General features: G+C 51.7%; 14 protein-coding genes. 10 read left to right on the top strand and 4 right to left on the bottom strand.

What is annotated here, in order from left to right; genetic code table 11:
- From RR877_RS08360 to leuA, 8 genes are all read left to right on the top strand, one after another.
- Positions 1 to 808, top strand: an 808-nt coding sequence (locus RR877_RS08360; RefSeq protein ID WP_332627911.1) for a DnaJ C-terminal domain-containing protein, incomplete at its 5' end; no start/stop codon positions are given.
- 2 nt (positions 809 to 810) lie between these two features.
- Positions 811 to 1539, top strand: coding sequence for a 16S rRNA (uracil(1498)-N(3))-methyltransferase (locus RR877_RS08355; protein WP_332627910.1), 729 nt, complete (start codon positions 811 to 813; stop codon positions 1537 to 1539).
- A 9-nt stretch (positions 1540 to 1548) separates the two neighbouring features.
- Positions 1549 to 1899, top strand: a complete 351-nt coding sequence (locus RR877_RS08350) for an HIT domain-containing protein (protein WP_280802549.1) — start codon at positions 1549 to 1551, stop codon at positions 1897 to 1899.
- A 43-nt stretch (positions 1900 to 1942) separates the two neighbouring features.
- Positions 1943 to 2920 (top strand): PhoH family protein, encoded by a 978-nt coding sequence (locus RR877_RS08345; RefSeq protein WP_239406881.1) that lies wholly within the window; start codon positions 1943 to 1945, stop codon positions 2918 to 2920.
- Complete coding sequence (ybeY, locus tag RR877_RS08340; protein ID WP_280796290.1) at positions 2917 to 3387, top strand: rRNA maturation RNase YbeY; 471 nt, start codon at positions 2917 to 2919, stop codon at positions 3385 to 3387. Before RR877_RS08345 ends, ybeY begins: the two co-directional genes overlap by 4 nt.
- Positions 3384 to 4679, top strand: coding sequence for a hemolysin family protein (locus RR877_RS08335; protein WP_332550474.1), 1296 nt, complete (start codon positions 3384 to 3386; stop codon positions 4677 to 4679). The genes ybeY and RR877_RS08335 overlap by 4 nt, the downstream gene beginning before the upstream one ends.
- On the top strand, positions 4679 to 5611 hold the full coding sequence (era, locus tag RR877_RS08330) for a GTPase Era (RefSeq protein ID WP_332550473.1): 933 nt from the start codon (positions 4679 to 4681) through the stop codon (positions 5609 to 5611). The genes RR877_RS08335 and era overlap by 1 nt, the downstream gene beginning before the upstream one ends.
- Before the next feature lie 132 nt (positions 5612 to 5743).
- Positions 5744 to 7471: a 2-isopropylmalate synthase gene (leuA, locus tag RR877_RS08325; RefSeq protein ID WP_332618944.1), complete on the top strand. Its 1728-nt coding sequence runs from the start codon at positions 5744 to 5746 to the stop codon at positions 7469 to 7471.
- Here the strand turns inward: leuA and RR877_RS08320 are convergent, their stop codons facing one another.
- Both RR877_RS08320 and RR877_RS08315 read right to left on the bottom strand, forming a co-directional pair.
- The gene (locus RR877_RS08320; protein WP_332618943.1) at positions 7472 to 8344 is read right to left on the bottom strand and encodes an SURF1 family protein; all 873 of its coding nucleotides are present in this window, start codon (positions 8342 to 8344) and stop codon (positions 7472 to 7474) included.
- Positions 8341 to 8616, bottom strand: a complete 276-nt coding sequence (locus RR877_RS08315; protein WP_332550470.1) for a DUF3099 domain-containing protein — start codon at positions 8614 to 8616, stop codon at positions 8341 to 8343. The genes RR877_RS08320 and RR877_RS08315 overlap by 4 nt, the downstream gene beginning before the upstream one ends.
- A 78-nt stretch (positions 8617 to 8694) precedes the next feature.
- On the opposite strand from RR877_RS08315, the gene fabG reads away from it, so the two are divergent.
- Positions 8695 to 9405, top strand: a complete 711-nt coding sequence (gene fabG / locus RR877_RS08310; protein WP_110234869.1) for a 3-oxoacyl-ACP reductase FabG — start codon at positions 8695 to 8697, stop codon at positions 9403 to 9405.
- Here the strand turns inward: fabG and serB are convergent.
- Positions 9402 to 10070 (bottom strand): phosphoserine phosphatase SerB, encoded by a 669-nt coding sequence (gene serB, locus RR877_RS08305; protein ID WP_332627909.1) that lies wholly within the window; start codon positions 10068 to 10070, stop codon positions 9402 to 9404. The two genes, fabG and serB, sit on opposite strands and share 4 nt — an antisense overlap.
- Entirely contained in the window at positions 10067 to 11305 is a 1239-nt protein-coding gene (gene glgC / locus RR877_RS08300) for a glucose-1-phosphate adenylyltransferase (protein ID WP_332619209.1), read from the bottom strand. Before glgC ends, serB begins: the two co-directional genes overlap by 4 nt.
- A 95-nt stretch (positions 11306 to 11400) precedes the next feature.
- Here glgC and glgA point away from each other — a divergent pair, with 95 nt between their 5' ends.
- Complete coding sequence (glgA, locus tag RR877_RS08295; RefSeq protein WP_332627907.1) at positions 11401 to 12585, top strand: glycogen synthase; 1185 nt, start codon at positions 11401 to 11403, stop codon at positions 12583 to 12585.
- Positions 12586 to 12767: the final 182 nt, after the last annotated feature.

Here is a 12767-nt window from a genome sequence, read left to right as displayed (position 1 = left end):
ACGCATGGAGCGCGGTCAGGACGCACTTCTTCGCGTAGAAGTAGAACTCGCAGAAGTGATATTTGGAGTTCACAAAGATATCGAGATCGACACCGCAGTTGTGTGTGAAACCTGTGAAGGCTCGTGTTGCCAGCCTGGAACATCGCTTGCAACATGCGACATTTGTGGCGGTTCCGGAACCATTCAGCGTGCTGTTCGTTCGCTTCTGGGCAACGTCATGACCTCTAACCCCTGTGGAAGCTGCCGTGGCTATGGAACAACCATTCCTGCACCGTGTAGCTCTTGTCAGGGACAGGGTCGAGTTCGCGCCACGCGTTCGATTCCACTCGACATTCCTGCCGGTGTGGACACGGGAGTTCGACTCCACATGACTCAAGCCGGTGAAGCAGGTCAAGCAGGCGGAGTCAATGGAGATCTGTACTTTGAGATCAAGGTCAAAAACGATGAGATCTTCAGCCGTGACAACGATGATTTATTGTGCACGCTCGAGATTCAAATGACCGATGCCATTTTGGGCACCAAAGTAACTGTCCCCGCACTCGATGGTGATGTAACCGTTGACATCAAGCCAGGTACTCAAGGTTCTGAAGTGGTGACTGTGAAAGATCGCGGAATTACGCGACTGCGTGGAAATGGACGTGGTGACCTCAAGGTAGGTATACATATCGTCACGCCCACCAAGCTCAGTGGCAAAGAGAAAGATTTGATTGAAAGTTTCGCCAAGGGACGTAAGCAACCAGCTCCACAACTTGCTCATTTCCAACAGGGAATGTTCTCCAAGCTGCGTGATCGATTCTTCAACGTCTAAACATGGCTCATTTTTACCTCCTTGAAACTCTCGAATCCACAACTGTGGGTTCGACGATTGTTCTTGACGGTGCAGAAGGAAGACACGCGGCCACGGTTTCACGTGTTCGTGCGGGTGAACCCTTTTCTCTCGGTAATGGTCGAGGCCTCGTCGTCGCAGCTGAAGTGCTTTCCACATCCAAGGACACCGTTGAATTGCGTGTCGATTCTGTAGAACTTATGACGCCTGAAACTCCTCAGATTTATTTGGTCCAGGCTCTTGCAAAGACCGACCGCGATGAACGTGCTGTTGAAGCTGCAACAGAATTAGGAATCGATGTTGTCATCCCGTGGGCGGCAGATCGAAGTATTTCAAAGTGGGAAGGCCCCAAGATTGACAAGGGTCGCTCTCGCTGGTCAGCCATTGTTCGAGAAGCCACCAAGCAGTCCATCAGAGCCTTTCTCCCTCGTGTTGGACCCCACCTCAAAACAGCTCAACTGATTTCTGAGCTTGAGGGAGTTCACATCATTGTTCTGGACCCCATGGGTACTGTTCCGTTGAGTCGGGTTGAACTCGATGAGAGAGACATTGCTTTAGTTGTGGGGCCTGAAGGCGGTATTACTGAGGCCGAGCTCGCTCGCTTCAGCGAAGCTGGGGCATCAACAGTGACATTAGGTTCCAACATTCTTCGAACGTCAACTGCAGGCCCTGCGGCCTTAGCCATCATTAACGCCAAGCTAGGGCGTTGTTAAGCTAGAGATATGACTGACGCAGCTGAATCCATCTTCACCAAGATCATCAACCGGGACATTCCTGCAGAGATCTTGTTTGAAAACGATCGCGTGATTGCTATCCGTGACATCGCTCCACAAGCTCCAGTCCATTTATTGGTAGTGCCCAAGGTTCCTCACTATTCCAACGTGACAGAACTTGCAGCTGGGGATCCTGAACTTCTTGCAGAGATTGTTGCAACCGCTCACAATCTGGCTACTCTTCACGCCAATGGCGAATACCGCCTCGTCTTCAATTCCGGAGAAACGGTGGGGCAAACTGTTTTCCACGTACATGCACACGTACTTTCTGGCGGGCTCCAGGAGCAGACACTTGCCTAATTCCTCGGCAGAAAATGACGTCATCACTATCGATGGCATCGAGATGGTGCGCTTACTTGGTGCACAAGATCGACTACTGACTAACCTTGAACATCAATATCCGCTAGTCGACGTTCACGTTCGAGGCAACGAAATTCGTTTACTCCCCAAAACTGCGGGCGAAGAAGCTGAGGCACAGGTCCTGGGTGCACGTGATCTCATGACGGAACTGTTGACTATGGTCCGCAATGGCCAAGACTTAGCTCCTACCGATGTGGCTGAATCAAAACGCATTCAAGACGCCCACCCTCACACTTCACCTTCTGCTGTGTTGGGCGAAGACATTTTGTCTACTCGTGGAAAAACTTTGCGGCCTAAGACTGTGGGGCAGCAGGAGTATGTTCGCGCCATCGACGACCACACCATTACCTTCGGTATTGGTCCTGCTGGAACTGGTAAGACCTATCTTGCAATGGCTAAAGCTGTCCAAGCACTGCAGCGCAAGGAAGTTGAACGAATCATTTTGACCCGTCCCGCTGTTGAAGCGGGTGAGCGCCTGGGCTTCCTACCGGGAACATTGACGGACAAGATTGATCCATATCTTCGCCCCTTGTTTGATGCGCTCAATGAAATGCTTGACCCCGAAGTAGTTCCCAAATTGATGGCTGTGGGCACTATCGAGGTTGCTCCTTTGGCATATATGCGTGGTCGAACCCTGAATAACTCGTTCATCATTCTGGATGAAGCTCAGAACACCACACCTGAACAAATGAAGATGTTCCTCACTCGACTCGGGTTTGATTCCAAGATGGTCATCACTGGTGACATTACTCAGGTTGATTTACCCTCCACAGCAAGTGGTTTGCGTCTCGTCACGGGCATTCTTGATGACATCGAAGACATACATTTTGCGAGGCTGACAAGTGCTGATGTGGTGCGTCATTCCCTCGTGGGACGCATTGTCGACGCATACAGTGAATATGACGAAAAGACATTGGCTGCTCGTCACCGTCGGGAAAACGCCAAGGAGAACTCTAAGTGAGTATTGAAGTCAACAATGAGTCGACCTATGACATCGACGAAGCTGCGCTCCAGCGTTTAGCAACATATTGTCTTGATGCGATGCGTGTGCACCCTGACGCAGAGATAGCGATTGTTCTCGTTGACGAAGCGGCTATGGAACAGCTTCACGTTCAATGGATGGGCGAACCAGGACCTACAGACGTTCTCAGTTTCCCCATGGATGAACTGCGTCCGGGGAATGATGATGCAATCACGCCCGCAGGAGTGCTGGGTGACGTTGTTCTCTGTCCGCAAGTTGCTGAAGTCCAAGCCGAAGGTGCTGGACACTCAACAATGGATGAACTTCTGTATTTGACTGCCCATGGAATTCTGCATCTTCTCGGTTTTGATCATGCAGAACCCGAGGAAGAAAAAGAGATGTTCTCACTTCAACGTGATCTCATCATTGGCTACACCATGAGCGAAAAGCAGCGCGACTCCAAGTGACCATTTTCCTCACCGTTGTTGGGCTGATCTTCCTAATTGGCTTTGGTGGTCTGATGGCTGCCAGCGAATCAGCCATGGGTGTGCTCTCCACTGATGACATTCGTGATCAGGCTCGGGGCCGTCGATCAGAGCGTTCCCTTGTTGCGTTAGCCAACGATCTTGGTCCGCACCGGACGGTGACAACTTTTGTGCGTATTCTTGCCGAGACCGCTGCGGCAGTTCTCGTCACCTTAGAACTAGTCACCGCTGGCTTGCCCTACTGGGCGGCACTTCTCCTGGCCATATTCATCATGTCCGTGGCAAGTTTTGTTCTTGCTGGTTCCAGTCCTCGATCTGTTGGACGTGCACACCCAGAAGAAGTGTTGAGTTTCTCAGCGCCACTCATTCATCTCTTCCGAGTAATCCTGGGACCACTCGCGAATTTCTTGGTCACCATGGGCGACAAAGTTACGCCTGGTCGCCCCGGTAATACTTCTTTCGCTTCAGAAGACCAACTATTGAGCATGGTTGATGAAGCCGTGAAGCATGACGTCATTGAAAGCGATGAGCGCGAACTGATCCATTCCATTTTTGAATGGGGCGATACTGTCGCTCGCGAAGTGATGGTACCCCGAACCGACATGGTGACTATCGACGCAGACTCTACGCTTGATGCGGCAACCAAGGTGTTCCTAGATTCTGGTTATTCCAGAGTCCCTGTTATTGCCGACGACGTTGACGAAGTAGTGGGTGTGTTGAATCTCCGCGATGTCTCTCGTCGTTCTTTTGAGAACCCTGGAGAATTTTCTTCTCTTTCAGCCAAAGATTTAGCTCGACCTGCCATGTTTGTCCCTGAGTCAAAGAAAGCTGATGACACACTCAAGCAAATGCAGGCACAGCACACGCACTTAGCTCTGGTCGTTGATGAGCACGGTGGTATTGCGGGACTAGTCACTCTTGAGGATCTCATCGAAGAACTTGTGGGCGATATTGCGGATGAACATGATCGCGGTGCTCCAGAGGTTGAACAACTCAGTGAACAACGTTTCCGTGTCGCTACCCGTTTACCTCTCGATGAATTGGGTGAACTCTTTGGTTTGGAACTCGACGACGACGACGTTGACTCCGTTGGCGGTTTGTTGGCGAAAGAGCTGGGACGCTTGCCAGAAGTCGGCGATAAGGTGACGGTCAGTGGTCTCATTATTGAAGCTGACCGCAGTGGTTCTCACCGCAAACGTGTGACACGTGCGATTGTGGAACCAGATCAAGATCTCATCGATGCTCGTCATGCTTTCACGGAAGAGGAAAACTAATGGCTCGTCCGTCTAAGGCAGAAAAGCGAGGAGATACTCCCGACATTTCTTTACGTTCTGGTTTTGTTTCATTAGTAGGGCGCCCCAACGTGGGAAAGTCAACACTGACAAATGCACTCGTGGGGGAGAAGGTAGCAATTACTTCTTCTAAGCCACAGACAACTCGCCACACTATTCGTGGCATTACCAACCGACCTACAGGTCAGCTAATTCTTGTCGATACCCCCGGTATCCATCGCCCTCGAACTCTTCTTGGTGAAAGGCTTAACGCCCTTGTTACGGCAACGCTGGGCGATGTCGACGTCATTGGAATGTGTTTCCCAGCAGATGAACCGGTTGGTCCCGGTGATCGATTTATCAATGAACAGCTGGATAAGTATCCACGTGCGGTGAAAGTTGCCGTGATTACCAAGACAGATGTGTCGTCCAAGAAGGCAATTGCCACGAGACTTCTTGAGGTTCAAGAGCTTCGTGATTGGGCGACCATCATCCCTGTTTCAGCTGTGGGTGATGATCAAGTTGATCTTCTCGCTGACGAGCTCATCAAGCTTCTTCCCGAGGGAGAAGCGCTGTATCCCCTCGAGCAAAACACGGATGAAGATCTTGAAAAGCGCATTTCTGAACTCATTCGGGAAACCATTCTCGAAGGCGTTCACGAAGAGTTGCCTCACTCACTCGCCGTCACCCTCGATGACATGATTCAACGCGAAGACAAAGATCTTCTGGAGATTTACGCGAATGTTTTCGTTGAACGTGACAGCCAGAAGGGCATCATCATTGGAAATGGTGGTGAACGCCTGAAAGACATTGGTCAACGATCGCGTGCTGCGATTGAGCCGTTAGTAGGTCAAAAGGTCTTTTTGAGTCTTCGAGTGAAGGTCGCCAAGGATTGGCAACGCGACCCTAAGCTGCTTCAGCGATTGGGCTTCTAGATAGGCAGTGCTAGCCTAGAAATATGTCCTTTGGTCTGCTTCTTCTTAGCTGCCGCGACGAGTCCACTAAATAGGCCTCCCTCGTCGCGGAGACGCCCGTTGGCTGACCACCACCCGCGAGGAGAAAAAAGCATGAAGAACAATCAAACCCCCAGCACAATGCCAGTGCACAAGTATCGTCCGTATCACGAGTCTCTCGGCATTGACCTGACAGACCGCACCTGGCCAGGTAAGCGCATCGAGAAGGCACCCATTTGGTGTGCTGTGGATCTGCGTGATGGAAACCAAGCACTGATCGACCCGATGAGCCCTGAACGTAAGCGCATTATGTTCGATCTCCTCGTGAAGATGGGCTACAAGGAAATCGAAGTAGGTTTCCCCTCGGCGAGCCAGACTGATTTTGATTTTGTACGTTCACTCATTGAAGAAAATGCCATTCCTGATCACGTCACCATTCAGGTGTTGACTCAGGCGCGTGACCACCTCATTGAGCGCACCTACGAAGCTATTGCTGGCGCTAAGCAAGCAATTGTTCACTTCTATAACTCCACCAGCATTTTGCAGCGTGAAGTTGTCTTCCGTGAAGACCGTCAAGGAATCATGGATATCGCCCTTCACGGCGCTCGTTTCTGTCGCGAAATGGAAAAGACCATTCCGCAGACACAGGTCTATTACGAATACTCGCCTGAGAGCTTCACAGGCACTGAACTCGAATACGCCGTTGAGGTCTGTAACGCGGTTCTCGAGATCCTTGAACCCACTCCTGAGCGCAAGGTAATCATTAACCTTCCAGCAACCGTGGAAATGGCTTCACCCAACGTCTATGCAGACTCCATCGAATGGATGGGTCGTAACCTCGCACACCGCGAGAACGTTCTGATTTCGTTGCACCCTCACAATGACCGTGGAACGGCAGTTGCTGCCGCAGAGCTCGGATACATGGCTGGCGCAGACCGCATCGAGGGATGTCTCTTCGGAAACGGCGAGCGCACCGGAAACGTGGACCTCGTTGCTCTTGGTATCAACATGTTTACCCAGGGTATTGACCCACAGATCGACTTCAGCAACCTTGACGAGGTCAAGCGCACCGCGGAGTACTGTAACCAGCTCAAGGTGCACGAGCGCAGCCCCTGGGCTGGTGACCTTGTTTACACGGCTTTCTCTGGTTCACACCAAGACGCCATCAAGAAGGGCTTTGAGCGCATGGCAGCTGATGCCCAAGCTCAAGGCACACATGTCGACAACTTGGTTTGGGCTGTTCCTTACCTCCCTGTAGACCCTAAGGATCTCGGTCGTAGCTATGAGGCTGTGATCCGGGTTAATTCACAATCCGGTAAGGGTGGTGTGGCATACCTGCTCAAGAAGGACCACAACCTCGAACTTCCACGTCGTCTGCAAATTGAATTCTCCGGCGTAGTTCAGCACAAGACCGATGCTGAGGGCGGTGAAGTCTCCAGCGATGATCTCTGGGAGATTTTCCAAGATGAGTATCTTCCTGCAAAGGATGTGGCAAACAAGTGGGGTCGTTTCGAACTCACCGGTAGTCGCACCGAGAGCGACTTCAATGGCACCCTCAAGCTCTCTGTTGACCTGCGTGATGGCGAAACCGTCTCACGTCAGGACACAGTAGGAAACGGTCCAATCGATGCTTTCCTCAAGCTGATGGCCGCTCAGGGCATCGAGGTGGAGCTCTTCGACTACGTTGAACACACCCTATCTGCAGGCGGTGACGCTATGGCAGCGGCTTACGTAGAGCTCAACGTCAATGGAACTCGCCTGTGGGGTGTCGGTATTGATTCAGATATCTCTACTGCATCACTCAAGGCAGTCGTTTCTGCCATCAACCGCGCAGTTCGATAGTTACTGGCTGTCGAGGATGGCATCTTCGATGTCTTCCTCGGTAGGGCGTGTTTTGCGCTTTCGAGCTTTCTCAGCCAGTTTGGCTTGACCGGCTTCTGTTTCAGAATTCCGGATGCGCATTTCATTGTGTACTGCCCACCCCAAACCAATGAATGCCAAAATGCCAAACATGATCCACTGGAAGGCGTAACTGAGGTGTGCACCTTCATCGAGTGAAGGTTTGAGGGCAGGAAGCGGTGCAGTTTCAACCGCCGCAGGCGATTCTGAATCGAGTAATCCGTAGGCTCCGGTGTAGATGGGCTGGTTGAGTACTTCTTGAATAAGGGGAAGTTCAATTGTTGCTAATTGCCCATCTGCCATGCTCCGGCCAGGAATGCTGGGCTCGCTCGCTTTCAAGCGTGCCACCACAGTAACTACACCAGCGGGCGGTTCTGGGATGACGTAGGGATCCTCTGGGTTCGCGTTCGCAGGAAGCCAGCCACGATTAACCATGAATACAGATCCGTTGGACATGCGGAGGGGAGTGAGGACCTCCACTCCAGCAACTTGTTCTCGTGGGCGACTTCGAACAATGAGTTGATCTTCGGTTAAATAGGTACCGGTTACGGTAACTGGAATCCACTTGTCATCCTGATTGAAAGCATCTAGCTGGGGGAGAACAGATTCAATCGGTTGAGGGACTGCGTTGTAGTTTGTGAGGACGCGAGCGATCTCTTGCTGGGCTTCATCCCTTCTCGCAAATTGCCAGTTCGACAGAGCAACGCAGGTACCAGCGAAGAGTGCTGTGAGCAGCAAATAGCTCAGCCAGCGCTTAGTAAATGCAACGCGATACCAGGGGACGTGCTGAGTTCCCTGTTGTGAAACTGGACTCAATTCGACTTCTCTTGGTACAGAACAATCGTTGCTGGACGCTCAACAACTCCCTGTTGAGGAGCCATTTTTACGTTCGCAATGATCATAGCAAAGTAGGGCAGGACAATTGCCCCTGTGGCGCACACGACAAGCCACCAACCAGAAACAAACAGCATGGCCACGATGCACGCCAAACGGATTGCCATGGCAATCGAGTACTTGATCATGCGAATGCGACGCTCATCAACAGGAGCGAGCGGAAGCGATGTTGCAGACTGAAGTTGTTTCTTCATTGTCGGCGATGTCCCAACGTTTGATGTGGTGTTACTAGCCTACGGCTAAGCTGGCTTTCAATGCATCCGACTGGAGGAATTGTGACCGTTCGTACCGTTCTTATCACTGGTGGAAACCGTGGAATTGGTTTCGCTCTTGCTGAAGAGTTCATCGCTCAGGGACACCGTGTGGCTGTAACTGCCCGTTCCGGTGAGGGTCCTGCTGGTTCTCTGACGGTTCGTGCTGACGTGACAGACGGTGCTTCACTGGATGCTGCATATGCAGAGGTTGAGTCGAAGCTTGGTCCTGTTGAAGTTCTCATTGCTAACGCGGGCATTACCAAAGACACTCTGGTCATGCGTATGACTGATGAAGAATTCGATTCCGTTGTTGACACCAACCTCGGCGGAACATTCAAGGTAGTCAAGCGTGCCGTCAAGGGAATGCTTAAGGCTCGTTTCGGCCGCATTGTTTTGATCTCTTCTGTTGTCGGTCTTTACGGCTCTGCCGGGCAGGTGAACTACTCTTCTTCGAAGAGCGCGCTGGTTGGCATGGCTCGTTCGCTCACACGTGAACTTGGCGCTCGAGGAATTACTGCGAACGTTGTTGCTCCTGGCTTCATTGAAACCGATATGACCGCCGCACTACCTGAAGAGCAGCAGGAGCAGTACCGCAAGAACATTCCCGCCGGTCGTTTTGCTCAGCCTTCTGAAGTTGCCAAGGTGTGTGCGTGGTTAGCTTCAGATGACGCTGGATATATTTCAGGGGCCGTTATCCCCGTTGACGGCGGATTGGGCATGGGGCACTAAAGCCCAAATAAGCCCATAGCTTTGCTGAGATCGCGCTCGTTGAGTGCGACATCTGCTTGTTCTTGCACAATTGGTTTGGCGCAAAAAGCGATACCCAGTCCTGCAACACCCATCATGGTGAGGTCATTGGCGCCATCTCCGATGGCCACCGTCTGCGCAAGAGGAGTGTTAGTCAGGCTTGCCCACTCGATCAGTGTGTCTGCCTTTGTTTGTGCGTCGACAATATCTCCCAGAACTTTGCCAGTGAGTTTTCCATCGATTATTTCGAGACGATTTGCTTTCCAGAAATCGAGTCCAAGGGATGTGGCAAGTGGGTCAAGGAGTTCGTGGAACCCTCCGCTGACAACACCAACATGACCGCCGTGTGCTTTGACTTCGGCAATAAGCGCTTGAGCGCCTTCTGTGACAGTTATCTGAGAACGAACAGTGTCAAAGACACTCTCTGGTAGACCCGATAAGGTCGTCACGCGTTCACGCAAACTTTCGGCAAAGTCGAGTTCACCACGCATGGCACGTTCAGTCACAGCAGCAACAAGCTCCAAAGAGCCAGCTTCTGCAGCAATGAGTTCAATTGCTTCGTTTTCGATCAGTGTTGAATCAACGTCGAGAACGACGAGAAAGCGCTTCGAATCCGTATCGGCTAGTTCGTTACGGACTTCGGTCATGGCGCTACTCGTACTCCCTTACCCACAACAGTGATGCCTGACTCGGTCACAGTGAAACCACGAGCTCGGTCACGGTCGTGATCGACACCAATCTTGGCGCCGTTCTCAACTACAACTTCCTTATCCAGAATAGCTCGACGTATTTCAGCGTCTGAACCAATCTCAACGTGGTCAAAGACGATGGAGTCATGCACACTCGCACCAGAATTTATTTCACACCAAGGACCAAGAACACTTCTTTCGATGTGGGCACCAGACAACAGGGAGCCAAGTGAAACAACCGAGTCGATTGTTGCCCCTACGCGACCGCGTGCATCGCGAACGAATTTGGCAGGTGGTGAATTCACCTGCATCGAGAAAATAGGCCAATCAGTGTTGTAGAGGTTGAAAACTGGAAGGGTTGAAATCAAGTCCATGTGAGCATCAAAGAAGCTGTCAATGCTTCCGACATCACGCCAGTAGTACTTGTCACGCTCTGTTGAGCCTGGAACGTCATTGCGGTTGAAGTCATACACACCCGCCTCGTCCTTGGCGACGAAGTAAGGAATGATGTCACCACCCATGTCGTGGCTGGAATCAGCTAATTCACCATCTGATTCAACGGCTTCGATGAGTGCATCTGCGTCAAAGACGTAGTTACCCATCGAAACGAGAACTTCTTCAGGATTGTCGGGAAGACCAATTGCATCAGAGGGCTTTTCGCGGAAACGCCCAATCTTGGTGACATCTTTGTTATCAACTTCAATCACACCGAATTGGTCAGCAAGGCGGATAGGTTGACGGATAGCCGCAACGGTTACTTTCTTGCCTGATTCGATGTGCGCTTGGATCATTTGATCGAAATCCATGCGGTAGACGTGATCTGCACCAACCACCACAACAATGTCAGGCTTTTCGTCGCGAATGAGGTTCAGGCTCTGCAAGATGGCATCGGCGCTTCCGGAGAACCAACGCTTACCCAGGCGCTGCTGTGCAGGTACGGAAGCTACGTAGGAACCAAGAAGGCCAGACATGCGCCAGGTCTGTGATACATGGCGGTCAAGAGAGTGCGACTTGTACTGTGTCAACACCACAATCTGGCGTAGGCCAGAGTTGATGAGGTTGGAGATAGCGAAGTCAACCAAGCGATATTGCCCACCAAAGGGCACAGCTGGTTTCGCACGGTCTTCTGTCAGGGGCATGAGGCGTTTGCCCTCGCCGCCGGCGAGAACAATTCCGAAAACCTTCTTTGGCATGACTCAACAGTAGGACACTCATGTAACAGATACGCAACGTATTGGGAAAGATTACGTGAGGACTTTAACCCTCGGAGGGTTATAAAGTTCTTCACATGCGCATTGATTTATTGACCAAGGAATATCCACCAGAGATTTATGGCGGTGCGGGCGTTCACGTTGCCGAATTGGTCAAGGCATTGCGTGTCACAGAAGAAGTACAAGTTCGTTGCTTTGGTGCGCCTCGTAACGAAAAAGATGTGACCAGTTACACGGTTCCTACCGAGCTCACCTCAGCAAACGCCGCACTTCAAACCATTGGTGTTGACCTTCTCATGGCGAACGATGCTGCTGGTGCTGATCTCGTTCACTCACACACGTGGTATGCCAATGAAGCTGGAAGAGTGGCTCAACTTCTGCATGGAATTCCACACGTGATTACGGCCCATAGTCTTGAGCCACTCCGTCCCTGGAAGGCAGAACAGCTTGGAGGGGGTTACCGCGTCTCCAGCGAGATTGAGAAATCCGCCTACGAATCTGCCAATGCTGTGATTGCGGTGAGTGCCGGCATGCGCCTGGACATTCTCAGGAGTTATCCAAACATCGACCCCAACAAGGTGCATGTCGTTCACAACGGCATCGATGTGGATGCCTGGGCTCCCACATCCAATCCAGAACTCCTTGAACGGTGGGGAATCGACGCAACACGCCCGTCGGTTGTCTTCGTTGGTCGCATCACGCGTCAAAAGGGTTTGCCATACCTCTTGGAGGCCGCTGAACGCCTTCCGGAGGACGTTCAACTCATTTTGTGTGCAGGAGCCCCAGATACTCCTGAAATCAAAGCAGAGGTCGAATCAAAGGTTGCTGCTCTGCAATCTCAGAGAGATGGAGTGGTGTGGATTACAGATCACCTTCCCCGTCACGAACTTGCTGCGATTTTGAGTTCTGCAACGACATTTGTGTGCCCATCGATATATGAGCCGCTTGGAATTGTGAATCTAGAAGCAATGGCTTGTGGCATCCCTGTCGTCGGTACTGCTACTGGAGGAATTCCTGAGGTCGTTGAGGACGGTGTCACGGGGTGGTTGGTCCCTATTGAACAAGTTCAAGACGGCACGGGTACCCCGATCAATCCTGAAAAGTACATCACTGATTTGGCCGAGGCGATGCGTGAAGCCGTTTCAGACCCAGCACGTGCTCAGGAAATGGGTGTCGCTGCTCGCGAACGAGCACGTGTCCACTTCGACTGGATGGCAATTGCTGACCAAACACGGGCGATTTACAACCTCGTCACAGGCTAACTCTCGTTAGCATTGAGGCATGGTTCAGGTTCTTCGTTTTTCTAACGCTTCTCTCGTTCGCGACGGCAACACCGTTGTCAACAACCTGAACTGGGAGGTAACCAGCGATCAGCGCTGGATTATTCTCGGCGCTAACGGTGCAGGAAAGACTTCGCTGCTGGATATGGCAGCAGGTTGGGATG

The organism is Aurantimicrobium sp. (assembly GCF_036667855.1).
In the GTDB taxonomy this organism is placed as follows: domain Bacteria; phylum Actinomycetota; class Actinomycetes; order Actinomycetales; family Microbacteriaceae; genus Aurantimicrobium.
This window is presented reverse-complemented; position numbering and strand designations above follow the sequence as displayed.

Bases quoted from the DNA above. Each gene is read 5' to 3' on its own strand.
- glgA (WP_332627907.1), top strand. From the start codon at position 11,401: ATGCGCATTGATTTATTGACCAAGGAATATCCACCAGAGATTTATGGC.
- leuA (WP_332618944.1), top strand. From the start codon at position 5,744: ATGAAGAACAATCAAACCCCCAGCACAATGCCAGTGCACAAGTATCGT.
- RR877_RS08315 (WP_332550470.1), bottom strand. From the start codon at position 8,616: ATGAAGAAACAACTTCAGTCTGCAACATCGCTTCCGCTCGCTCCTGTT.
- RR877_RS08345 (WP_239406881.1), top strand. From the start codon at position 1,943: ATGGTGCGCTTACTTGGTGCACAAGATCGACTACTGACTAACCTTGAA.
- serB (WP_332627909.1), bottom strand. From the start codon at position 10,070: ATGACCGAAGTCCGTAACGAACTAGCCGATACGGATTCGAAGCGCTTT.
- RR877_RS08355 (WP_332627910.1), top strand. From the start codon at position 811: ATGGCTCATTTTTACCTCCTTGAAACTCTCGAATCCACAACTGTGGGT.
- glgC (WP_332619209.1), bottom strand. From the start codon at position 11,305: ATGCCAAAGAAGGTTTTCGGAATTGTTCTCGCCGGCGGCGAGGGCAAA.
- era (WP_332550473.1), top strand. From the start codon at position 4,679: ATGGCTCGTCCGTCTAAGGCAGAAAAGCGAGGAGATACTCCCGACATT.
- RR877_RS08350 (WP_280802549.1), top strand. From the start codon at position 1,549: ATGACTGACGCAGCTGAATCCATCTTCACCAAGATCATCAACCGGGAC.